Source organism: Desulfovibrio sp. 86 (assembly GCF_902702915.1).
Classification (GTDB): Bacteria; Desulfobacterota; Desulfovibrionia; order Desulfovibrionales; family Desulfovibrionaceae; genus Desulfovibrio.
On record NZ_LR738849.1, the window covers coordinates 2,853,805 to 2,877,422 of the forward strand.

Below are 23,618 nucleotides of genomic sequence, written 5' to 3' on the forward strand. Positions count from 1 at the left end.
CCCTGAGCGGCCTCAGGCCGGCAGCAGCGTCATGCTGAAGTCCGCCGCCACTGCGGAGTGGGTAAGCCGCCCCACGGAGATGAAGTCTGGCCTGCGGGGGGCTGTAAGCGCGAGCTTGCGGATATTTTCAAGGCGGACGCCGCCGCTCACCTCGGTTTCAATATCAGCCGGGACAAGGGCCAGGGCCTCGCTCAGAAGCGGGCCTTCCATATTGTCCATCATAATGCGATCGGCGCGCGCCGCTATGGCTTCGCGCACATGTTCAAGAGTGCGGCACTCAACCTCGATGGGCGGGCAGGGAGCGTAGCGGGCGCGCAGGGTGGCCACTGCCGCCGTGATGGAGCCTGCGGCGTCAATGTGGTTGTCCTTGAGCATGAGCATCTCCGCAAGGTTTTTGCGGTGATTGCACGCGCCGCCCGCCTGAACGGCGTATTTTTCAGGCCAGCGCATGCCGGGAGTGGTCTTGCGGGTGTCGAGCAGGCGCACGCCCGTGCCTTCAAGCTCACGCACGTAGCGGGCCGTAAGGTTGGCTATGCCTGAAAGATGGGTTATAAAGTTGAGGATGACGCGCTCGGCCTTGAGCATGGCTACGGCGGGGGCCGAGATGCGGGCCACAACGGTCATGGCGGGCACGGGGGCTGCCTCGGCGGCCAGGGCCTGCCATTTGAAAGGTGAGCCCAGACTGCGGAACACCGGGCCGATGACGGGCAGCCCCACCACCAGGGTGTCCTGTTTGGCGCGTATGGCTGCGTTCAGATACGCGTCGGGAGCAAAAAGGCCCATGGCGGTCAGTTCGGGGCCGTCTTCTTCCAGGGCGAGGTCTATACATTGTTGGAGAAGCCGCTGTCCTTCAGGTGAAAAAAAAGCGGCCCAGGGCGTATACATTGCGCTTGTCCCCATTTCTTACGCATGCTAAGTGAGAGGGCGCCCGATGTGGCCAGACGCCACGCGCGGCGTGTTGGCCCTCACACGGCGGAATGCGCCGATGTGCGGGTGTTTTGAAGTAGATAGAATGCCCAGTGCGTCGCGTCAAGCCGCGTGAACCTCGAGAGCATTTTCACATATGCGCCATTCCCTCGGTGAGGCGCATTTTCCGGCATTATTGCTCCTTCGGGACGTATTTTTTTTGGATGAAAGGCGCGCCATGGCAGATTACAAAGATAAACAGCACAGCAGGGCCCAAGAGGGCATGGGGCAGGACGACGCCTGTGGAGTCCAGGCTGCGGTTTCGCGGCCAGACTCGCAGTCGGGCCTGCAGCCAGACATGTCCGCAAGTTCCGCGCCTGCAAGCCTCGCGTCTGAAAGGCCCGCACCCGCAAATCCCGCTTTCGGCGACAGTGAACGCGCCGCAGAAGTGAATGCGGATGCTGACCGCGCCGAAAACCGCGCCGAAGACCACGTTGAAGACCGCGCCGATCCCGGGGCGGGGACTCCTGGGCACGCCTCAACGCAGGACGAGTCTGCCGCCAATACCTCTTTCAAAGATGATGAATACGACGCCGACTATTCGGATCAGGAGTTTATTCATCCGGCCGATATGGCCGATCATCTGGAAAATCTCAGCCTTGAAAAGCAGGTGAGCACGCTTTCCAGCATGTCCAAGGAAGATGCCGCCGATGCCCTGGCCGAACTTGACGGCAATGTGGCCGTTGACGTGCTGGAAAATCTGGATACAGACGTTGCCGCCCAGATTATTGCCGAAATGTCCCCGGACGACGCCGCCGACGTGCTGGATGAGCTGGACGAGGACCACCGCGACGCCCTGCTGGAAAAGCTGACCCGCGAAGACTCCGACGAATTGCGCAGCCTGCTCAATTTTGACCCGGATTCCGCAGGCGGGGCCATGAACACCGAGCTCATCCTGCTGGAATGCAACCAGACCGTGGATGAGGCCATTGCCCATATCCGTTCTGAAATGGCCGAAAAAGAAAGCCCCTATTACGGCTATGTGGTGGATTCGCACGACGTGCTTGTGGGCGTGCTTTCCCTGCGTGACCTCATGCTGGCCCGCCCCGGCACCATCGTGGGCGACGCGGCGGCCGGGCAGAGCGTCATCAGCGTCACGTACGACACGGACAGGCGCGAAGTGGCCAGCCTGCTTTCGCACTACAACTTCATGGCCATGCCCGTTGTGGATAATGACGGGCACATCATGGGCGTCATCACCTATGACGACATCATGGACATCATGCATGAAGAGGCCAGCGCCGACATGCTGGGCATGGTGGGCGCCGACCCGGAAGAAAGCGTGGACACGCCCTGGAAGGAGAGCGTGCGAAAACGCCTGCCATGGCTGTTCGTGAACATGTTCAACTCGGCCCTCTCGGCTTCGGTGGTGTACATGTTTGAAGGCAGCATAGCCGAAATGGCGGTGCTGGCCGTGCTCATGCCCATGGTGGCCAATCAGGCGGGCAATACGGGGCAGCAGGCCCTGGCCGTCATGATCCGCCAGTTGGCCACAGACCGCTTTGACCAGAAAAAAGCCTGGATGGCAGTTGTGCGCGAAGGCAAAATCGGCATTGTGACCGGTATTGTCATGGCTTTTACAGCCTTTGTGGGCGCGTGGATGTTCACGGGCGTGGCCACCATCGGCGCTGTCATGGGCGGCGCGCTTATGTGCGACATGCTCCTGGGCGCTGTTTCCGGCGGTTCGATACCGCTTATTTTTCGTGCCCTCGGGCGTGATCCTGCGCACGCATCCAGTATTTTTCTCACCACAATAACGGACGGAGCGGGATTTTTTATTTTTCTCGGGCTGGCGTCACTTTTTCTCTTATAAAGCATTGTATCTTTGAAAAAAGGGACATGCTCCAAGGCTGCACGAGAGCGCAGCGCGCCGCGACGGGGCGTGGGTTCTGCCGAAGAACGCATTTTTCGGCAGAACGACGATTGAAATGTGAAGCATTTCAAAGATACTCTGGTCTGGCTCTGCATACTCTGAACCTCCCGTTTCAGGCCGCCGAACCCAAGAGGGCTGGCAGGCATGGGCAGCCGGGAGCGCCCGGACAGGCATATGACACAGACGCAAAGCGAAATCTGCCGCATCCTGCTGGTGGATGACCACAAACTGCTGATGGAGGGCGTGCGCAGCCTGCTTGCGCCCTACGCCCATCTGCGGGTTGTGGGCATGGCGCTTACCGGAGGGGAGGCCGTGGCCCTGGCCGCCTCCATGTCGCCGCACCTGATGGTGCTGGATCTCGGCATGCCCGGCATGAACGGCGTTGAAACGGGGCGCGCCGTGCTGGAGGTACGCCCCGGCACGCGCATTCTTGTCTACACAGGGCATGAGGACCAGCGCTGGCTGCCGGAACTTATCGACATAGGCATCATGGGCCACGTGCGCAAGTCTGAACCGCCGGGGGTGCTGCTGCGCGCCATCGAAAGCGTGCGCCAGGGCAACATCTTTTTGAGTTTTTCCGATCCTGGGGGGCGGCTGGCGGCCCTGCTGCGCGCGCGCCGACAGGCCGCCGACGAAACGGGCGGCGAAGGGGGGAGCGACCTGAACGCGCTTTCACCCCGCGAAAAAGAAATATTCCGTCTTCTGGCAGATGGATGGAGCGTCAAGGCCATTGCCGGCGATCTGCACATCAGCCCAAAAACTGTTGAAACCCACAAGTATAATCTCCTCACCAAACTACAGGCTGGGTCTGTGGGGGATCTGGTCAAGATCGCCATCCGCCACGGCCTGCTCAAGGTCTGACCTTCTCCATAGCCGCCACAGGGCCGGGCCATGAACCGGATTATGAACCGGGCCATGAGCCGGGGCCGCCCCCCCCTCCTTTTTTGCCTTTCGCGTCGACCGCCCTTGGGCCATATGCGCCCGCGCCAGCACGGGGGGGCATTACAGGCGCCTGGGGAAAATCCTTAGAACTTTCTTTCACAAATCAGGATTCTCCCGATGGTGCGCGTCCGTCCCCCATCCTAGTCTTGCCCTAACCGAAAAAACAAATGCGTCGGTCAAGGGCGCAAGGGGGAGACAATGGCCTGTGTTTTTCGTGAATGCTTCAAAAGAGGCGCAAGGGATTATACGGCAAGGCTCGTGCTGTTGCCCGTCATGCTTTTTCTGTTTTTAGCCGCGCCGGTGGCGGTTCTGGCCCAGAACGGGGACCAGACTCGGCCCGCCGCGCAGAGTTCGGCTCCCGCTTCCGGTTCCGTGACCGCCGCTCCCGCAGCGACCGCCACTTTTGTGGATGGATCGGCCCTTCTGGCGGCGTCGTCCACAGTGCAGGATTCCGGCCAGGTTCTGGAGCAGGCTTCCTCGCAACCGGTTGACATGACCCCCATCGATAATCACCCCTGGTGGTTCTGGCCCCTTGCCCTGCTGGGTTTCTGCTTTATTCTCGGCATCATCGCCGTCATGGCCGGCGTTGGCGGCGGCGTGCTCTTTGTGCCGCTGGTCAGCGGCTTCTTTCCCTTTCATCTCGACTTCGTGCGCGGAGCGGGTCTGCTGGTTGCCCTGGCGGGCGCACTGGCAGCCGGTCCCGGTCTGCTGCGCCGTAATTTCGCCAACCTGCGTCTTGCCCTGCCCGTGGCGCTGATCGCTTCAGCCTGCGCCATCGTTGGGGCCATGCTGGGTCTGGCTTTGCCCACCGATGTCATCCAGACATGCCTTGGCGCTACCATTCTGGCCATTGCCGTGCTTTTGCTGCTCTCCAAAAACTCCGTGCGTCCCGTGGTGAACAAACAGGACGCCATTGGCATGGCCCTGGGCATGGACGGCGTTTTTCTTGAGCCCAGCACCGGCGAAGTGGTGGAATGGAAAACCCACCGCACGCTGGCGGGCCTTTTGCTCTTTATCGTCATCGGCATCATGGCGGGCATGTTCGGCCTTGGAGCCGGATGGGCCAACGTGCCTGTGCTCAACCTGCTCATGGGCGCGCCGCTCAAGGTGAGCGTGGGCACATCCAAGTTCCTTCTTTCCATTACAGACACCTCCGCCGCCTGGGTGTATCTCAACCAGGGCTGCGTTATTCCCCTTATGGCGATTCCCTCCATCGTGGGCCTTATGCTCGGTTCCGTGGTCGGTGTGCGCCTGCTTGCCGTGGCCAAGCCAAAGTTCATCCGTTATATGGTGATTTTTGTGCTTCTTTTCTCCGGCGTCAAAGCCCTCATGAAGGGCTTGGGCTGGTAGTTCCCGCCCGGACTGGACTTTTTGGGAGGATAGTATGAATACTGTGGATGTAAAAAACAACATCAAGGCATCACCGGCGCAGCTGCGTTACGCCGATACGCTGTTTTACGGTTCGCTCATTGGCTTTGTGACGATGCTGATCACGTACGCCCTCTATGTGTTCGGCGTGCTTGAACCGCAGATTCCCCTTGATGAAATGCCGCGACTTTGGACGCACAGCGCCGCCGCCTACCGTGCTGCGGGGAACATTCCCCAGGGATGGGGCTGGCTTGCGCTCGTGGGCAAGGGGGATATATGCAACTTCCTGGGCATTGCCTTTCTTGCGGCCCTGACGATTTTCTGCTTTGTGCAGCTTGCCTGGAGCCTGGCCCGGCATAAGCAGTGGCTCATGATGTGCATTGCCATTGCGGAAGTGCTGGTTCTGAGCCTGGCTGCGTCCGGCGTGTTGGTGGCCGGGGCGCACTAGCCTGCCCGCCAAGGTCTGCGCGGCAAAAACGTACGGCTCTAAGCCCCAGTGTGCCTTGCGGCGCAGACCTCGGAGGAAACCATGTTTGCCGTTATAAAAAACACGTTCGCACACCTGCTGGAAGTGCCCGATGCCGTGTCACCGGCACGGTATCGCTCGCTCCGGCGGCTTATGACCATGCTGATGGTGGCGGTGTCTGTAACGCCGTTGCTGCTGCTCTCGGGCATAAGTCATGTGCAGTATACCAGAACCCTCGAGCGTGAGGTGGAAAGCCCCATCTACGCGCTGGCCCGCAAGTCGCAGGCGGCTCTGGAGCTGTATCTTGGCGAGCGTGAATCCACCGTGAGCTTCATCGCCCATGCCTATACGTTCAAGGATTTGGCGGATGAGCGCACCCTTAACCGGATTTTTCTGTCCCTCAGAAGCGAGTTTCAGGGCTTCGTGGACATGGGGCTGGTCAATTCCGAAGGCATGCAGATTTCCTACGTGGGGCCGTACAAGCTCAAGGGCGTGGACTATGCGGGCAAGCCCTGGCTGCGCGAAACGGAAATCAAAAGCCGCTACATGAGCAATGTTTTTCTGGGTTACCGTGGCTATCCGCATATGGTCATAGCCGTTCACAGGATGGAAGAAAGCGGCATTTCATGGACCCTGCGCGTGGCTGTGGACACGCTGCGCCTGCAGCAGGTGCTTTCCGCCGTGGGGCCGGAGCAGGACACCGACGTTTTCCTGGTGGACAGGGAAGGCGTGCTGCAGACAGATTCCAACCTCTACGGCAAAGCCCTGGAATCCTGCCCACTGCCCACGCTCCAGGCCACGGCCGAAACCGTGGTGCGCACCATTACCGAGCCGTCCGGGCGCAAGCTCATGATTGCCTCGTGCGGGCTGGCGGGCACGGATTTTACCCTGCTGGCGGTCAAGCCCACGGCTGACGCCTTCCGCCCCTGGACGGCCCTGCGTACCGAACTGCTGATTGTTCTGGGCGGCGGCGTGGCGCTTATTGTGCTTGTGTCGCACCTGCTCATGAAGCAGCTCATCAACAGGCTTCAGGCCAGCGATGAACGCCGGGTGGCCGTTTTTGCCCAGATGGAGCACAACCAGAAGCTTTCCTCCATAGGGCGGCTGGCTGCGGGAGTGGCCCATGAGGTCAACAATCCCCTGGCCGTCATTTATGAAAAGGCCGGGCTGGCGCGTGACTTGATCAACCTGGGGCAGATGGGCGGCGAGGACAAGGATAAGGACAGGCTCAATACCCTGCTTGAAGGCATTGAAAGCACGGTGGAGAGGGCGCGCGGCATCACCCACAGGCTGCTGGGCTTTGCCCGGCGCATGGAGGCCAATCGCCAGAGCCTGCATATTGAGGAAGTTATTGCCGAAACCCTGTCATTTCTTGAGCGTGAGGCCAAGAACCGGGGCGTCAGCCTGCAAATGGATCTGGACGACAATCTGCCCGAAATTGTCTCTGACCGTGGCCAGTTGCAACAGATTTTTCTGAACATCGTGGGCAATGCGCTGGACGCCGTGACGGGCAGCCAGCTTCCCGGGGACGCAAGAAACGGACAGCAACGCTTTGTGAAAGTGCAGTGCGTTCCCTCAGGCGGCAGCGCGCTTGAGGTCACCGTGTGCGATAATGGCAGGGGTATGCCTCCAGAGGTGTTGCGGCACATTTTCGAGCCGTTCTATTCCACCAAAAAAGACAAGGGCACCGGGCTTGGCATGTTTATCACCTACGGCATCGTGCGCCGTCTTGGCGGCGAAATCCGTGTGGAAAGTGAAGAAGGTCGCGGTAGTACCGTGTACGTGACCCTGCCTTTGACCCCGCCCGACGGCTCTGTGGAGGTATAGTGATGGCCTTGCGTATACTTCTGGCTGACGATGAAAAAGATTTTGTCGAAACCCTGGCAGAAAGGCTTGAACTGCGCGGGCACAGCGTGCGCGTGGTTTTTGACGGCCTTGCGGCTCTCAGCGCCGTGGCTGAAGAAACGCCCGACGTGGTGGTGCTCGATCTGCTCATGCCGGGCCTTCCCGGCGACGAGGCTTTGCACCGCCTCAAGGCGGCGCAGCCTGAACTGCCAGTGATTCTGCTTACAGGGCACGAGGTTGTGGATGACACGGGACTTTCACCCGCGTGCCAGGCCTATGCCTGCCTGACCAAACCCCTGAGCTTCAATGTTTTTCTTGAAACTTTGGAAGCTGCAGTCCGTGAGTGCCGCGAGACCGCGTCTCGCCAAGGAGGCCGCGCATGAATACCAGTCAATGTACGGCCCGCCTGCTGGCGTCAGCAGTGCACGACATGCGCAACGTGCTTGCGGTGATTCGTGAATCTGCCGGCCTTGCGCAGGATCTGGCGGCCCTTGCCGACTCTTCCGCCGCCAGGAACGGTGGCGGCGCGTTGGCGGGAAAACAGCGGCTTGAAGCCGCCCTGGCCGAGGCGCAACGCTCTGTGGGGCAGGGAGCCGCGCTGGCCGAAGCCATGGACTATCTGGCCCAGTCCGGCGGCGCGGAAAGCGGCGAACACAGCGGCCCGTGTGATCTGGCCCGCGTGAACCGCAGCTTTTGCCTGCTGGCAGGCCGTCAGGCCCGCGCGGCGCAAATTGGCCTTGTGAGCGGCGAATGCTCGGAGCCAGTGTGGGCGTCTGTGCCTCCTATGGATGTGCTGCGCGCCCTGCTTGAAATTTTCGACCTCTGCGCCTCGGTGGGCGGTCAGGTGCAACTGCGTTTCACCGCCGGACGTCGCCAGAAGGAAGAAGGTATTGTGGTGGAAGTGCTGGAAGGAGCCAACAGGGAATTGGCTCTGGCTGCCATGACGGGCAGTCCCATGCTCAGCGGCATGCGCCCCGGCTGGCGGGCCGCGCTCATGCCCTGGCGAGAGCAGGGGCCGCGCTTCTTTCTTTCACTTTCCGCCTGCGACTCAGATGCAGCATAACCGGTTCCGGCTGATGCCCGGGCCTTCAAGGAGAGTTCCATGACCAAGGAAGACATCAAGATTCTGCTGGTGGACGATGAAAAGCAGTTCGTGGATACGCTGGCCGAACGCCTTGCCATGCGTGGCTTTGCGGCAAGGGTGGCTTATGATGGTCCTGAAGCCCTGCAGGCTGTGGAACAGCCCACGGACGTCATAGTGCTTGACCTGCGCATGCCCGGCATGGATGGCTTTGAAGTGCTGCGCAATGTGAAAAAAAGCAACCCCCAGGTGCAGGTGATCATCCTTACCGGCCACGGCGGCGATGCCGAAGAGCAGACCGCCTACCGTATGGGCGCGTATAATTTCCTGCGCAAGCCCATGGACATTGACGAACTGCTCAGCAGCATCCGCATGGCCTACCGCGACAAGCTGGAAAACGCCATGGTGGCGGTATCGCTTGCAGAAGGCGGCGATTTTGATTCCGCCCGCGATGTCATGAATGAAAAGGATATTATGCAGGATCACGAAAAATAGACAGCGGCGGTTTGATCTGACCGCCGCGCAGGAGCGGCCATGCGCGTGCTGATTGTTGATGACGAGTCGGCGTTTGCCGGGCCTCTGGCTCAGCGTCTGAGCCTGCGCGGCATGGAAACGCGCACGGCCCACGATGCCGGTGAAGCCTTGAAGGTTTTGCACGACTGGCCTGCGGAACTGGTGTTTCTTGATGTGGGCCTGCCCGGCATGGACGGTGTGGCGCTGCTCAAGATCATGCGCGAAAAACACCCGCAGACGGATGTGGTCATGCTCTCCGGGGCCGCAGATATGGGCAAGGCGGTGCAGGCCATGCGCCGGGGGGCTTTCAACTGGCTTTCCAAGCCGGTTGACCTTGAACAGGTGTTGGAAGAGTGCCGCAAGGCACGGGAGCGCGCAGCCCTCCGGCAGGAAGCAGCCCGGCTGGCGGAAGCCGCGCGCTGGCGCAGCCTGGGCCGCGTGGCGGAAGGTGTGGCCCACGAGGTGAATAATCCGCTGAATATCGTGGTGCAGGCCGCCGGGCTCATCAAGGACTGCCTGGATGAGCCCGAGGCGCAGGCCCTGCCGGACATTGACGAACTGCGCGAGGCCGTCAACACCATCCGCACGCAAAGCCTGCGCGTGCGCGAAATAACCCGCAAGCTGCTCATGGTCGGGCACGGGCTGGATGCGCGCACGGGCCCCTTGGACGTCGCGGCCATCATTGGCGAAGTTACGGAACTGCTGCGCCACAGGTTTGATGCCACCGGTTTGCAGTGTCTGGTTGATCTTTCAGGCGCCCGCCTGCCTGAGGAGCAACGCCTGGCGGACGATCTGGCTGTTGAAGACGAGTTGCGGCCCTGGGGCTCCGCGCCGGAGTTGCGGCAAATATTTTTGCATCTGTTCGAAAACGCTCTGGATGCCATGCCCCACGGCGGCGTTGTGCGCGTAACGGCCAAGGTAAGGCGTGACGGCCAGGGCAGGAGCTGGTATGATTTACTGGTGGCTGACACCGGGCCTGGCATAGCGCCAGACATAATGCCCCACATTTTTGAACCATTCTTCAGTTCGCGTGCCCTTCAAAGCGGATGCGGCAGTCATGACCAATACCATGACAGTCTCAGCGGCAGCGCCATGCGCCCCGGCTCTGCAGCACAATCCCATATGGGCCGCTATGCGGGTCTCGGCCTTGCCGTGGCCCGTTCACTGGCGCACGCGCGCGGTGGTGAACTCTCCGCCGCAAACAGCCAGGAAGGCGGGGCAGTCTTTTGCCTCAGTCTCCCCTTGGCGCAAATGCCCTCGGCCACCGGTCAGGCTGCGGGCGACCGCTCTCCGGGCGGCGGCCTCTGACGGCCGCCCCCGGTGGCGTTGACGCGCAAGATGCGTCAATAAAAAATCCCGGCACGAACCGGGATTTTTTATTTGCAACGTTATCCGTAGCGCTGCCGCCTGTCCGGCCTTGGGGCCAGAACCGGTTTCCTCAGCCGCGTTTTGGCGCAGCCGCCGTTACCGCATCCGCATCCGTCCATACCACTGGCGTCTTTGGCGTCAGGCGGCGCCACGTGGCTGCCTGCGGCAGGCGTATCCCGGCCAGGGGGGCAGGGGCTACTCGGCGTTCTCGCCGAGATTGTTCAGCCATTGGGCCATACGGGCGGTCTGTTCCAGATACCACAGCGAAGCTATAAGCGGCGAAAGCGTACCGCCGTCAGGGTCATACATGGCGGAGGAACCGTGCTTGCGCAGGCTCTCCCAGGCGACGACAGCTTCATGCAGCGATTTGGCGCGCTCTTCCCCCAAAACAGGGGGCAGGGCGATCTGCTTGAGGGCGATGGTCTTCTCCAGACGATCCAGTTCCGCAGCAATGCAATCCTGCATGTCAGTGGTCACCCCGGCCGCGCGATCCATGCACGCCTGGTAGCCGGGGCTGAACAGACTGTCAGCCTGCGCTGGAGAAAAATCGTCCTGATCCGCATCCGGGGCAGTGCCCTGACTGCCTGACGGCGGACTCACAGTGGTGGGAGCCGTGCCAATTGCGTTTGTCTGGGTGTTTTTTGCCGAAGGAGCGCCAGCGCCGTTGGTAGTCGCGGGCTGGGCTTCAGTGTGGCGCTCGGCGCTGAACGCGGGCGGAGCAGTGGACAGTAGAGCCAGCATGGTCAACGCAGGCAAAATTACGCGAAAAGATTTCAGACAGCTTCGCAACATCCTGGACTCCTTGATGAATAAAACAAGCAGAGCTTCAGTGTACGCGCAGGGCCAGAGGGGCGCAAGGGACGGGGACGCTGATGCAGCGCCACTAAGCTTTCGTGCGCAAAGTCTGCCTGGCCGGCAGAGCAGCGCCATGTCAGAGGGCGCTGGCGGCTGCGTAAGCTGTCGCGCCGGGGCGCAAACGCGGTTCGGCCGCGCTGCACTCTCGTGCCGCGAGAGCAATGTAACTTTTGAACGGCTCTAATCGCGCTCTGGCGGCCGCGAGAGCAAACGTTCGCTACGGAGGCGTGAGCGCAGTTTATCTGCGCGGTTAAACGCCGTAGTGAGCGTGTCGTAAACTTTGAGAATATATATTCTCAAAGGTGCCCTGTTCCAGAGCATGTCCCTTTTTTTAGAGCATTTTGCTTTTGAAACACTCCTTGTTTCAACGCATCATTCTGGCGAAAAACGTGGTTTGCGCCAGAATCCACGCCACTTCGTGGCGGCTGCCGCCTTCGCGTCAGCAGAGCAATTTCAAGCGGCAGCCGTTGGGCGACGAAGAAGCCTTACGGAGGATGGCGACAGCATCACTAGTGAAATTGCTCTAAAGGTAACATGCTCTAACGGTATTCGCGCCCGGACCAGAGAACCCGGCCAATAACCCTGAACTGGTCGGCCATGTCGCCGCGCAAGTCCAGGCTGACAGGAGGATATGCCGGGTTAACGCTGTGCAGTATGATCTTGCCGGGAATTTTGTCAATACGTTTGATATAGATGGCGTCTTCAAAGCCGACAGCGTACAGACGGCCGGGGCTGATTTCCGTCTGCCCCTTGTCCAGCAGCACCAGGTCGTTGTCAAAGATTTCAGGCACCATGCTGTCGCCGGATACGCGCATCAGGACCATACGCCTGGGATTGCCCTTGCGGCGCAAAAAATCGCCTCTGAAGGCATAGCTGTCATCACTGCGTTCGCTGACTTCAAGACTGCCCGTACCAGCGGAAAGCCGCGCTTCAGCCAGTGGAATATGGATAAGGTCTGCTTCGCTGTCAGGCGAAGCTGCGGGAAGCTCGCCCTCCGCCGCTTCAGGCAGGTACATGGGGCCGCTGCCAAAGAAAAGCCAGTGGGCGTTTACGTTGGTTTCCGCCGCGCATTCCTGTATCCAGGCTGGCGGCACTTCGCCGCGTTTGCGCGCGCCGCTGACGGATTGGGGGGTGATGCCCAGAGCGCGCGCCAATTCAGCGTCGCTCGCGGCGTTCAGGGACAGCATGAGCCTTTGCAGGGTCGCTTCAAAGCCGGTTTTTTCGGTCATGGCATGCCTCGCGGGCCGCGTCAGCCGTGCCTTCAAGCTGGGCATGCCGCGCGGCGGCCTTGAACAGCCCGTGCACTACGGGCTGTGGAGTTTTGTGAGTGCTGGCAATGTCGCTGACGGGCGGAATGCCCACAAGAAACGTATATGCCTGGGTCAGGCTATCAATCTTGATGCAAGCTGGCAAGAATTTTATCAACTTTAAGTTGATAAATGTTTTCTATGGGTAATCAAAAAATGATTGATGAAATATATAATTGTTTTTTTACACTGTTGTGTCAGTTTTGCGTGCTTGCGGTTTGTTGTTTTGTCAGCGCTATCAGTCGTAGGGTCAGGTTGGCCACAAGAACGCCGCCGCAGGCCAGGATAGTGTCGATCAGCCGCCAGCCGAGCAGGGATATGTCGCCCCCCGTGCCCAGCATGGCCATATCCACGAGCAGGAGCACGATGAAGGTAATGATCAGGCTGAACAGCATGTAATGCCCGGCCTGGGCGTATGGGATGAAGAGGGCGACCAGGGCGATGCAGCCGGCAAGCTGCAGGGGGGCCTGTGTGTTGAATACCACCGGAGCCGCTGCAATAACGCCAAGCACCGTGCCCAGGGCCCGGTCGCCTATGCGGCGTAGTTCCGTCGCGCCATCGCTGTGCATGACAAAGAGTACGGTCAGCCCCACCCATGCAGGATGGCTGAAATTCATATGGCGCGCTGCCAGCGTGCAGAGCAGCACCGTAAGGGGAACCGCCACGCCAAAAAGGCGGTCGTTGATGGCCCCGCTTGTGAAAGCCTTGAATTCTTCAAAGGGGCTTGCTCCGTGTCCCTGCCCGCTGCCAAAGGGGATGCCCAGCACGCTGAGCGTCGCGCCCAGAGCAATGCCCGACATATAGAAGACCGCCGCAGACAGAGAACTGGTCAAGCCAAAATGGGTCAGCAGGGCTGCGGCGGCCATGTTTTTGACCACAAGGCTGAGGTAAGCCTGATCAGGGCGCGGCAGGGCGGCAAGCCAGCTGAAGAGTACCAGGGGAATAAGGGCAAGATCGTTATTGCCCTGTGTAAAAAAGCCCACAGTGGCGGCCAGGCATACAAGCAGCCCTCCCGCGCCGATGCACAGCACGCGCGGCAAGGGTGTGTAGCGTGGTGCAATGAACAGGGCGAACAGCGCCCCCATCCCGCCCAGCAAGGTGATATCCGGTTTGTTCCAGGCCAGGCTGACGGCAATGGGTATGCACATGGCCAGCAGGTAAAGAACGCCTCGAACCATAAGGTCACGTGTTTGCGGGGAAATGGGCATGCAAGCTCCCGAGGAATCAGCGAAAAACGGTTATATTGTGTTTTTGATGCCTATTAATTACATAGTATATAGGCAGGCATACAAAGGTCAACGCGCGTATGCCCGGGATCGTCCAGGCTCGCGCAACGATATCTCCGTTGTTGCCCTTTGCCGCTGGCAACGGCTATGCTGACAGCACAGGCGGGGTTTTGGAATGCCAGCCTGTTGAAGTCTCACTGAGCTGCCTTGTTTTTTTGGCAACAGCCGACAAGCTGAAAATGCGATACCCCTTCCCTATTGCGGATGGCCGGAAGCAGGTCGTTTTTGCAGAAACATTTACCGCGCTTTCGCGTCTTAAGAAACGGGCCAAACTGGCGATTAATTGTATATGCTGACGAAACCCAGGAACACGATGGGGAACCGGACCCCGGTATGCCACTGAATGCGTCTGAAGGGTGAGAACAGGCAGAGGAGGTTCAGTACATGACTATCAAAGTAAGGATTATCCTAGGCTTTCTGCTGACCATCGCCATCATGGCGGGCAGCACGATATCCTATGTAACCAGTAAAATGCGTGACAACGCCGAACAGGCGTATCTGGAAGCCTCTAGTGAACAGTTGCAGATTATGGGCAGCTATATCGAAGGATTTCTTGGCGAAGCCGAGCGCAATCTCTCGGTTCTGGCGGCCAATGAGATGCTGATTAACGCTGAGGGGCTTTTTCCCAGCTACGTGAACAAAACGGGCGAGACCCTCTATAAGCGCTCCGAGCTTGGTCCGGAGGCCGCCAGGGCCACCCGGCCTTTGGCGCGTCTGGCCGAGGTGAACCCCGCCTATGCCGAGATTTACGTGGGATACCCTGACGGCAGTTACGGCACTTCAATGAAGGAGGGGCCAGTACCTGGCGGATACAACTCTTCCAAGCGCCCCTGGTATGTGGGCCGTATGAACTCCAACAAGGACGTGGGCCTCGCCGACAGTTACCTGTCCATTTCCGGCGAACTGGTGCTGGCCGTAACACACAGTATGCGTGGCCCCAATGGCGAAATCAAGGGCGTACTGGGAGCCGACGTCTCGCTCAAGGGCCTTTCAGACAAGTTCGCCGCGCTGAATTTCGGCCGTACCGGTTACTTCATGCTTATTGAAAATACGGGGCGCATCCTTTGCGATCCCAGAGACAAGGAGCTTACCGGCAAGATTATTGGCAAGGAGGTCAAGGATCCTGGGCTGGAACAGCTCTTCAAGGCCAAGGACGGCCTTGTGTTCACACACATAAAGGACGTGTCAGTTCGCGCCAACGTGTTCACCACCCGCTTTGGCTGGAAGATTGCCGTCATTGAGGATGAGAGCGAAATTTTCGCCAGCGCCAATGAGGCCATCCGTTCCGTGTCTATCATCTATGGCATCGTGACGGTCATCATGCTGGTTGTGGCCTGGGGCATCGTGCGGTCCATCAACCGTCCTCTGCGTCTGATTGTTGTGGAGGCGGACAAGATTGCCCAGGGCGACCTTAATGTGCGCCTTGAACCGCGCGATTTTTACGGCGAACTGGCGGAATTGCGGCATTCTTTGATGAATATGGTCAGCAATTTGCAAAATATGATTGCAACCGCGCACCAAAAGAGCAAGGAGGCTGAAGACCAGGCTCTGCTGGCCAAGGCCGCCACAGAACAGGCCGAAGCAGCGCGGCATCAGGCTGAGAGCGCCAGGCGCGACGGCATGCTGGCTGCCGCCAGTCAGCTGGAAGAGGTGGTGTCCATCATTTCGTCCGCCTCCAATGAGCTTTCGGCCCGCATAGATCAGTCAAGCCACATATCGACGGAATCCGCCAGTCGCCTTGGCGAGGCCGCCACGGCCATGAACGAGATGAACGCCACCGTGCGCGAAGTGGCGGGCAACGCTTCTTCCGCATCGGCCATGTCGGACGAGACGCGGGGCAATGCCGAAAACGGCGCGCAGATTGTGCTGCAGGCCCTGAAGAGCATTGATCAGGTTCACAGCGTCTCAATGGAACTCAAGGACGACATGGCGCAACTGAACGAGCATGCCCTGGCCATCAACCGCATCATGGGCGTCATTTCAGATATCGCGGATCAGACCAACCTGCTGGCGCTCAATGCCGCCATTGAGGCCGCACGCGCTGGCGACGCCGGGCGGGGTTTTGCCGTGGTTGCCGATGAGGTGCGCAAGCTGGCTGAAAAAACCATGGCGTCCACCCAGGATGTGGGCAATGCCATCAAGGCGATTCAGGAGAGTACGGCCAAGAGTGTCGGCGGTATGGACAAGGCGCTTGCAGAAGTGGAAACCGCCACCGGCTTTGCCCGTCAGTCTGGCGAAGCCTTGCGCCAGATTGTGCAGAATGTGGAAACCACGGCGGATCAGGTGCGGGCCATCGCCACGGCCAGTGAAGAGCAGTCTGCCGCCAGTGAGGAGATCAACGAGTCCATCCTGCAGGTCAACGACATGTCGGGGCAGACCGCCCAGGCCATGGGTGAGGCTGCCCATGCGGTGAACGAACTTGCGCAGCAGGCGCGCCGCCTGAGCGAACTTATTGGGAATATGAAAAAAGCCTGATGGCGCTCGCATAATGAGAGCATGTAACGTTGAAAAGATTACATGCTCTCAGGCGACACAAGGGTGCAGCGCGCCACGAAGTGGCGTGGATTCTGGCGAGCTTTAGCCGTTGCGACGAAGGAAGCTACGGATAAAGATCGCCAGAATGAGGCCTTGAAACAAGGAATGTTTCAAAAGCTAAATGCTCTAAGGGCGGATAGCCGTTGCGACGGCTATCCGCCCTTGTGCGGGGCGAGCCTGTTTTTGCAGCCACGCTTCGACCTGTTCTGGGTGGTCTTTTATGAACTGGCGGGCGTTTTCAGCGGGTCCGCGTCTTTTTCCTGATTCTTGGCCATAAGCTGCTGCAGCGGCAGGGGGGAGAAGAGGAAAAAGACATGTCAGACGACTCTGTGCGGGCAGGTATAGATGTTGATATTGTCTTTGCGCACAAAGCCGAGAAGGCTTATGCGCATGGCTTCGGCCAGTTCCACCGAGGCCAGCGAGGGCGCGCCCGGGGCCATGAGCAGACGCACGCCGCTGACTGCGGCCTTTTCGAGCATGTCCACCGCCAGACGCCCGCTGAAGATCATGAGCTTGCCGTGAGGGGGCACGCCTTGAAGCTGCATGGCCCCTATGAGCTTGTCCAGAGCGTTGTGCCGGGCTATGTCTTCATAAAACAGCAAAATGCCCTCAGGGTCCGCCAGGGCGCAGCTGTGGGCGGCCCCTGTTTGCCGAAAAAGCGCGCAGCGTTCTTCAAAGGCCGCCTGAAGACTGTGCACCTGGGCGGCGTCAAGCCGCACGTCCGCCTGCTGTGCCTCGGTTTCTGGGGCCGGCGGCGGGGCAAGGCGGACAAGGATGCTCCCGGCGGCGCGAAGCTTGAGGGAGGGCAGGGGCGCGGCGCGTTGGTCCGCAGGCGCGCATGGTGGTTCGGCCGCTGATGCCGCCGATGTCGTTGATGTCTCTGATGCCGTTGCTGCCTCTAATGCCGTTGCTGCCGCAGAGGCGCAAGCCAGCGGATCCAGCCCATGGGCGTTTTCGGCCGCAAGGCGCGGACTCTGGTGCGGCGTGCGGTCGGGGTTCTGCCCCGCAGGATGCCGGATGGTCAGGGATGATATCTGGCGCGCATCACGCAGCAATCCCAGGGTGAAAAGCCTCCCGACGGCCAGTTCTTCAAGGTCGGCGGGCATGCAGTGCATGCGGGCCACGGTCTGGCCGTCACAGATGAGGTCATAGGCTTCTTCACGCAGAAGCACATCCTCCACCTCATGCCTGCCCGTATGGTTGATACGGGTAATGACGCGCAAAACACAGGCTGGTGAAGGCAGGAAAACGGGCATGGCGGCTGTGGTCTCCGGTAAAGATTGCAGGGCGGCAAGGAATGCTTTGCAGAAAAAAAGGGACTGGCCAGATTTTATCAGCGACCTGATGCGGCGCTTACCAAGTTTAGCCAAAATGCTTTGAAAAACAAGCGCAACGGGCCAGTTTTCGCCAGTTGCGCGGTTTGCGTATTTTTTATGAGGCTGACAGAATACCTGTCATAAATTGCCGGGAATGAAGATCGCGTGAAAAAGGAAGCTTTTCATTACCCGTTTGCTCACATATACATAAATGAGTGGCATACAGACAATACGTATGCCGCACCATGAAATGTTTGGAAAAGGAGACATTATCATGAAAAAACTGCTGCTCTGCCTTTTTCTTTTGCTTCTGGCCGCCCCCGTTGGCGCGGACGGCGGCGAACTGGTCTGGAAAGAGTTTGAAGCCAAGTGGATGAAAGCGTTCACTCCTGGTTCCGTTACCGTTCAGGATCAGGGGCAGGTAAAAATATGCACATTGGAAGAAGGGGTTACGGCCACGTTTTTTTTAAACACGGACGATATGGTGGAGCGTGCCGTTGTGGCCAATACGGCCGCGTCCTCTGCCCGTTATTTTGAGGGCATAGCGCAAACCATCAAGGTTCTTGTCGGGCAGAACCCCCAGGCAGAGGCTGTGAGTGCGGCTTTTGCCACGGTGCAGCCTGCCACTCTCTGGCGTGCGGTGGGAAACTTCTGTTTTGAGCGCACACAGGATTCGGATGCGGGCTGGTTTTTTTACGCCAGCCGGAGTGAACAGTGCCCCACAGAGGTCAGATAAGGTCAAACATCATGACGGTATTTGCGGGATATGGGCCTTATGGAACAGCTTGCGTTTCATGAGCTTGAAGGGCACGCCGGGTGGCAGCGGGCTGCCCTGTATTCAGGGCAGGCAGACCCCTTTTGCTGTACGCCCGCCTGGCAGCTTTCCTTTCACGAGGTTTTTGCCCCCGAGCGTCGCCTTCTTGTGCGGCATGAGAGCCGGCACGATGTGGACAGTGTCCTGGTGTTCGCCGAACAGGCGTTTTCAGCCGAATCAATGCTGCTGACGCCCATCGACACGTTGTGGTTTTTTAGCTCGCCCCTGCTCGGCCCCCATGCCGTGGACATGCTGGGCAATCTCCTGGACGAGCTTGCTAGCCGCCACAAACCATTTTTTCCGCGCATTGTGATCAGTGGCTTGCAGCCGGGCGGCCTTTTGCCACGCCGCTTGCTGCGGACTTTCGGGCGTCAGTATGATTTTTTTATGCATTCTGAAACCGTACAGTGCGCAGCGTCTCTTCAGGGCGGGCTGGACGGCTTTTTGTCGCGCAGATCCGCCAACCACAGGGCCAAAATGTCCAAGGGGCGGCGGCGCGCCCAGAACCGGGGCATTGGCTATGAGCGGCATGTGCCTGCCTCGGCGTCAGAAGCGCGGGCCGTTTTTGCACGCATGCTGGCGGTAGAGAATAAAAGCTGGAAGGGAGAGGGGCAGTGCGGCATGGCCGAAGAACCCGCCCGCAGCTTTTATGACGCCATGTTGCGGCGGCTTGCTCCGGCACGTGGGGCGCGCGTCATGTTCGCCGTGCACGAGGGCCGCGATGTGGGCTTCATTTTTGGCGGCATGGCGGGCGATGTGTACCGGGGACAGCAGTTCAGCTATGATCAGGACTGGAAGGACGCGGGCATCGGCAATCTGTTGCAGATCGAACAGGTGGCCTGGCTGTGCGAGCAAGGGGCGACCCGTTACGACATGGGGCCGCTGACCGGCCCGCGAATGGGCTACAAGGCCCATTGGACAGAGGCATGCCTGCCCATACAGACATGGCTGATGGTCAAAAAATAGCCAGACGCATCTTCTGCCTTTTCATCTGCAAGGTCTGATTCCCACCTGACGTTCCCACACCTTTTCTGCCCCGACTTCCCTGTGCCTGCGGCATGGCAGGCCTTGTCCGCCATCATCAGCGTCAGCCTTTACGCTCGGCCAGATCTTCCTGCGCGCAGGTCTTCCCCATGGCAGGAGCTTCTTCAATGCCAGGAGCTTCAATCAGCGCCGGTTCGGCAAACGTGCCCGCGAGAGTGTTCCGGTGCATCCTGTACAGGTTTGGGGCAACCGCGTCCGTTCGTGACCGTGCCAATCGCCGTGCTAAGTCCGCGCTCCGCCCGTGCCGTGCCAGTGCCCAGCGGCACTGACGGTCATTTTGACAATCGTGGCGTGTACGGGCGGGAAGGGCGAAAACGCCACAGACATGCCCAAGTCGGATATGGTGCAGGCTGGATGCGGCTCGTACTGTGCGGCGGAGAGTGTGCTCAGGGGAGGCTTTGACCTGTCCGGCGGGCAAGAAATCCTTGATATCCGGGCCTGTGAAAGGGAAAAATGTAGAAAATTTATTGACATTCTCTAATGAATGACCGAAATTTAAGGCTGCCCTCGTAAAAAAGTGAGGGTAAGTACTTAGGAGGACTGTCATGAAACGTTTTATAGTTGCTATGGCACTTGCCCTTTCGTTGGCATTGCCCGGCTTGGCCGCTGCCGAAGGCACCGGCATGTACCTGGCCCCCAAATTCCTTATGACCATCCAGAGCACCGGGCAGATGGAACGCAGCAGCGGTCTGGCCGGCAGTGGTGTGGACGACTACAGCCAGTTTACCATGGGCGGCGCTCTGGCCCTTGGTTACGACTTCTGGCCCCAGCAGATGCTGCCCATCCGCGCTGAAATCGAATTTGCCCTGCGCGGCAACAGCGAAAAAAGCTGGACCGATGGCGGTGCGAACCTGCGTGACGTCAAGGGCGTGTGGAACAACTCCACCCTGTTTGCCAACGTGTTCTGGGATTTCCACAACGACAGCGCCTTCACCCCCTACGTGGGCGGTGGTCTTGGCATGGCGTTCAACTACACCGGCTACACCTTCAGGGGCAATGACGGCAGCAAATTTGAAGCTGATGACCGCTTCACCAACTTCGCCTGGAACGCGGGCGCCGGTGTTGCTTACAACATCAATGAAAACTTCACCGTTGACGCTTCTTACCGCTTTGTGAGCCTTGGCTACAACGAAGTGAGCTCCAACATTGGCGGAACCAAGTATGAAGTTGGCAACCGCCCCTACAACAATGAATTCCTGCTTGGCCTGCGCTACGGCTTCTAAGGCCCACCGACGCTAACCAAGGCCCGCAAGCCCTGGTTGCCTGCCCCATTTTGCAGCAGGCAGCGCTTTCCAAGGCTGAATGACTGCATCTCTGCCGGAGGTGTGGACCGTTTTTTCAGTCGCGGCTTCTGGCCGCAATGCCACCGGTTTTGAAAGCCCCCCGGAATTTTTCGGGGGGCTTTCACTTGTGCGTGCCCGGAGTATTTTTTCGCGGGCGCATGCCGATGTATGCCCCAGGCCGTTGGCCATTTCACCACACCACCCGCCAGCGCGGCTGACATCCGTGTCAGCCGTCGCCTGTTGTATTCCCACCCGTTTCGACGAATCAAAGCAGCCCAGGTACGGCATCTGAAGGCATGTGAACAAGGCCAGGGCCTCACGCGTTAGCGTGGGGACTGCGGTCATGTCTACACGGACTGTATCTGGGCATGTGTGTGCATATGTGCGGGTGGCCTGTATTCGGGCATCTTATAGACTGGGTCACACGCAAGGAGCCATGCGCACGCCAAATCTGATGGCCACCCGCAGCAGTGAATATGTGACAGGCATGGTACAGCACCGTTACGCTCTCCACAGGTTTTGTGACAAAACCCAGCTTGCCCAAGTTCCCACATTTGCCGCCGTCATGACTTCAAGCCGAAACCACCTGAAATCCTTTGGTTCGTGAATGGAAGAATGTCTAGAAATTCTATATAGTTTTTGCTTGTTTCAGCGTAGAAAATGGGAAAATTAGCTGGCTCGGAGGGCATGAAAAAAAGGAAAAAAATCTTTTTTCCCTCTTGACAATCAGCCTGGCCTTACGGTTCGGAACTTTTGCTGAACATGTTAAAAAAATGGAGTATAGATGAGAAAATGAGAGAAAATTAAAACTACAATTGTTAAAAACTCTGCCATTATTTGTTAATATAGGATAATGAATTTTTAAAACCCTTGCGGTGTAAGGCTTTTCAGGACGGCCCGAACTGACCGATAATTACAAAAACATAAAGCATTTCTGCAGATTATCCGACTGTGTCATTGGGGAAAGCAAAAAAGCGTTCTGCCCCAAACAGCCTTTATTCATCAATTGCCCGCCAACCTCGTTATAAGCTACAAAGCCTCATGCGAGAAAAATGGCCTGAAATTTCTGAAAATCTCAAAAAAATGCTTAAATCCGGGCTTTTCAAAGTCTGGATTGCTCCTTTGCATGCCAGCGTTGACGAAGAGGGACTGCACCTTGTGGCCCCCAACGCCTACGTGGCCAGCAGGCTGGAAAGCATGATGCTAACGACCTTGAAAGAGGCCGCTGCTCCAGTACTGGGCCTTGAACCGGGACAGGTCAGCGTGTGCATCACGGCTGCCGGTCAGGAGGCCGAAGCGCCTGCGCAGGAGTCCAAGGCTCCTGCGGAAGAACCGCAGGTCGCAGTGGCGACGCCCAAGGTTCGGCCTGAACCCTCTGCGCAGGCAGCGCCCAACTTGCAGCAGGCATCACTTCCCCTTGCGGCGCCCGTTATATTTCGCAGCACGCAGAACTGGCGTTATTCCTTTGCGGATTTTGTCGTTGGCCCCACCAATAACATGGCCGTTGCCGCGGCGCAGGACGTCAGCCGCAGGCATGGCTGTGTTCGTACCCTGTTTGTAAATTCCGCATCTGGTCTTGGCAAGACACACCTTGCCCAGGCCGTTGGGCGCGCCATCAACGAAGAGGGCGGCAATGCGCGTGTGGGCTACCTCACCGCCGAGGAGTTTGCCTCGCGCTTTGTGACCGCGTTGCGCGCTCAGGACATTGAAGGCTTTAAAGCCCGCTTTCGCGAGCTTGATGTGCTGCTTATGGAGGACGTGCACTTTTTCCAGGGTAAGGAAAAAATGCAGGACATGGCCCTGGCCGTGGTTAAAAACCTTCAGGCCAAGGGCGGGCGCGCCATATTCACATCGTCTTTTTCGCCGCGCGAATTGCAGCGTGTGGACAGCCAGCTTGTATCGCATTTCTGTTCGGGCATTTTGACGGATATGGGCCGTCCCACCAAGGACATGCGTTGCGACATCCTTGGGCAGAAAGCCAGAAGTTTTCAGGTGCTTTTGCCGGACTCGGTTTGCGAACTGCTCGCCAGCCGTCTCAATGGCGATGTGCGCCAGATGGAATCCTGTCTCAACAGCCTTATTTTCAAGGCGCGTCTGCTCAATTGCGGCCTGAATCTCGATCTGGCCATGGAAGTGCTGAGCCAGTATGCGGACGTAGCTTGCGGCCCGGATTTTTCCACCATTTTGCGTCTTGTCTGTGAAAGCTACGGCCTTAACGAGCGCCAGCTGGCCTCCAAGTCGCGCCGCAAGGAATGCGTCACAGGCCGTAATACAGCCTTTTATCTGGCCCGCAAGCATACGGAAATGACACTGGAAGAGATTGGCGAAAAATTCAATCGCCGTCATTCCACTGTCATCAAGGGCATTACGTCTCTGGAGCGTGAGCTTTCCAAGCAGTCTACCGAAGGGCGGCGTATTGCCCGCGCGGTGTCGCTGATCGAGCGCAATGCCGGTCTTGCAAGCGCCCGCGCCATGTAGCCCGTATCAGGCGGCCACGCACCATATAGCCACTCCGATAGCCATTCCCTGCCGAAAAAAATCACGGCCCGTTCCTCCAAGGAGCGGGCCGTTTATTTATGGCTTCAGCCAGGCGAGCGCACCAGCGCGATGTACAAGACTGCCTGTCAGAGTAAAAACCACCGTATCTTACGGTAACATATAATAAAGGTTTTAGGGGGTGGGGGCGTGGGGGAGGAGACCCTTTTACAAAAGGGTCCCTCCCCCACAAAACATTTCCGCTCGTGCCCCAGCATTGG

Annotated in this window: 21 protein-coding genes; 14 read left to right on the forward strand and 7 right to left on the reverse strand. The window is 58.8% G+C overall.

The features are described 5' to 3' along the window. Positions 1–12: 12 nt before the first annotated feature. Positions 13–885: a carboxylating nicotinate-nucleotide diphosphorylase gene (gene nadC / locus DESU86_RS11690; protein ID WP_179981204.1), complete on the reverse strand. Its 873-nt coding sequence runs from the start codon at positions 883–885 to the stop codon at positions 13–15. Positions 886–1,144: 259 nt separating this feature from the next. Between nadC and mgtE the strand changes: the two genes are divergently transcribed. From mgtE to DESU86_RS11735, 9 genes are all read left to right on the forward strand, one after another. Beyond that, positions 1,145–2,779: a magnesium transporter gene (mgtE, locus tag DESU86_RS11695; RefSeq protein WP_232088352.1), complete on the forward strand. Its 1,635-nt coding sequence runs from the start codon at positions 1,145–1,147 to the stop codon at positions 2,777–2,779. Positions 2,780–3,013: 234 nt separating this feature from the next. Then, positions 3,014–3,700: a response regulator gene (locus tag DESU86_RS11700; protein WP_179981205.1), complete on the forward strand. Its 687-nt coding sequence runs from the start codon at positions 3,014–3,016 to the stop codon at positions 3,698–3,700. 279 nt (positions 3,701–3,979) lie between these two features. After that, on the forward strand, positions 3,980–5,131 hold the full coding sequence (locus DESU86_RS11705; RefSeq protein ID WP_232088353.1) for a sulfite exporter TauE/SafE family protein: 1,152 nt from the start codon (positions 3,980–3,982) through the stop codon (positions 5,129–5,131). 34 nt (positions 5,132–5,165) lie between these two features. Further along, on the forward strand, positions 5,166–5,597 hold the full coding sequence (locus DESU86_RS11710; RefSeq protein WP_179981206.1) for a DUF1634 domain-containing protein: 432 nt from the start codon (positions 5,166–5,168) through the stop codon (positions 5,595–5,597). Between the two features lie 81 nt (positions 5,598–5,678). Next, positions 5,679–7,442 carry a sensor histidine kinase gene (locus DESU86_RS11715; protein ID WP_179981207.1) on the forward strand — a complete coding sequence of 588 codons (1,764 nt, stop codon included), beginning with the start codon at positions 5,679–5,681 and terminating at the stop codon, positions 7,440–7,442. 2 nt (positions 7,443–7,444) lie between these two features. Then, positions 7,445–7,843, forward strand: a complete 399-nt coding sequence (locus DESU86_RS11720) for a response regulator (protein ID WP_179981208.1) — start codon at positions 7,445–7,447, stop codon at positions 7,841–7,843. Continuing rightward, complete coding sequence (locus DESU86_RS11725; RefSeq protein ID WP_179981209.1) at positions 7,840–8,523, forward strand: HAMP domain-containing histidine kinase; 684 nt, start codon at positions 7,840–7,842, stop codon at positions 8,521–8,523. Before DESU86_RS11720 ends, DESU86_RS11725 begins: the two co-directional genes overlap by 4 nt. 39 nt (positions 8,524–8,562) lie before the next feature. After that, the gene (locus DESU86_RS11730) at positions 8,563–9,036 is read left to right on the forward strand and encodes a response regulator (protein WP_179981210.1); all 474 of its coding nucleotides are present in this window, start codon (positions 8,563–8,565) and stop codon (positions 9,034–9,036) included. Between the two features lie 39 nt (positions 9,037–9,075). Next, positions 9,076–10,362, forward strand: a complete 1,287-nt coding sequence (locus tag DESU86_RS11735) for a hybrid sensor histidine kinase/response regulator (protein ID WP_179981211.1) — start codon at positions 9,076–9,078, stop codon at positions 10,360–10,362. 255 nt (positions 10,363–10,617) lie between these two features. Here the strand turns inward: DESU86_RS11735 and DESU86_RS11740 are convergent, their stop codons facing one another. From DESU86_RS11740 to DESU86_RS11755, 4 genes are all read right to left on the reverse strand, one after another. Then, positions 10,618–11,214: a lysozyme inhibitor LprI family protein gene (locus DESU86_RS11740; RefSeq protein ID WP_179981212.1), complete on the reverse strand. Its 597-nt coding sequence runs from the start codon at positions 11,212–11,214 to the stop codon at positions 10,618–10,620. Between the two features lie 602 nt (positions 11,215–11,816). After that, positions 11,817–12,506 (reverse strand): LexA family transcriptional regulator, encoded by a 690-nt coding sequence (locus DESU86_RS11745; RefSeq protein ID WP_179981213.1) that lies wholly within the window; start codon positions 12,504–12,506, stop codon positions 11,817–11,819. Next, positions 12,484–12,690, reverse strand: a complete 207-nt coding sequence (locus DESU86_RS11750; RefSeq protein ID WP_179981214.1) for a hypothetical protein — start codon at positions 12,688–12,690, stop codon at positions 12,484–12,486. Before DESU86_RS11750 ends, DESU86_RS11745 begins: the two co-directional genes overlap by 23 nt. Before the next feature lie 91 nt (positions 12,691–12,781). After that, a complete protein-coding gene (locus DESU86_RS11755) occupies positions 12,782–13,792 on the reverse strand; it encodes an FUSC family protein (RefSeq protein ID WP_179981215.1) in 1,011 nt (336 codons plus the stop codon). 462 nt (positions 13,793–14,254) lie between these two features. On the opposite strand from DESU86_RS11755, the gene DESU86_RS11760 reads away from it, so the two are divergent. Then, positions 14,255–16,345: a methyl-accepting chemotaxis protein gene (locus tag DESU86_RS11760; RefSeq protein WP_179981216.1), complete on the forward strand. Its 2,091-nt coding sequence runs from the start codon at positions 14,255–14,257 to the stop codon at positions 16,343–16,345. 377 nt (positions 16,346–16,722) lie between these two features. Here the strand turns inward: DESU86_RS11760 and DESU86_RS11765 are convergent, their stop codons facing one another. Beyond that, positions 16,723–17,661 carry a formate dehydrogenase accessory sulfurtransferase FdhD gene (locus DESU86_RS11765; protein WP_179981217.1) on the reverse strand — a complete coding sequence of 313 codons (939 nt, stop codon included), beginning with the start codon at positions 17,659–17,661 and terminating at the stop codon, positions 16,723–16,725. Positions 17,662–17,995: 334 nt separating this feature from the next. Here DESU86_RS11765 and DESU86_RS11770 point away from each other — a divergent pair, with 334 nt between their 5' ends. Beyond that, the gene (locus tag DESU86_RS11770) at positions 17,996–18,457 is read left to right on the forward strand and encodes a hypothetical protein (protein WP_179981218.1); all 462 of its coding nucleotides are present in this window, start codon (positions 17,996–17,998) and stop codon (positions 18,455–18,457) included. A gap of 39 nt (positions 18,458–18,496) precedes the next feature. Next, positions 18,497–19,501, forward strand: coding sequence for a GNAT family N-acetyltransferase (locus DESU86_RS11775; protein ID WP_232088354.1), 1,005 nt, complete (start codon positions 18,497–18,499; stop codon positions 19,499–19,501). Between the two features lie 121 nt (positions 19,502–19,622). On the opposite strand, the gene DESU86_RS11780 is transcribed toward DESU86_RS11775, so the two are convergent. Further along, a complete protein-coding gene (locus DESU86_RS11780) occupies positions 19,623–19,793 on the reverse strand; it encodes a hypothetical protein (protein ID WP_179981219.1) in 171 nt (56 codons plus the stop codon). A 331-nt stretch (positions 19,794–20,124) separates the two neighbouring features. Between DESU86_RS11780 and DESU86_RS11785 the strand changes: the two genes are divergently transcribed. Then, positions 20,125–20,802, forward strand: coding sequence for an outer membrane protein (locus DESU86_RS11785; RefSeq protein ID WP_179981220.1), 678 nt, complete (start codon positions 20,125–20,127; stop codon positions 20,800–20,802). Between the two features lie 1,101 nt (positions 20,803–21,903). Continuing rightward, a complete protein-coding gene (locus tag DESU86_RS11790; protein ID WP_179981221.1) occupies positions 21,904–23,340 on the forward strand; it encodes a DnaA ATPase domain-containing protein in 1,437 nt (478 codons plus the stop codon). Positions 23,341–23,618 lie beyond the last annotated feature (278 nt).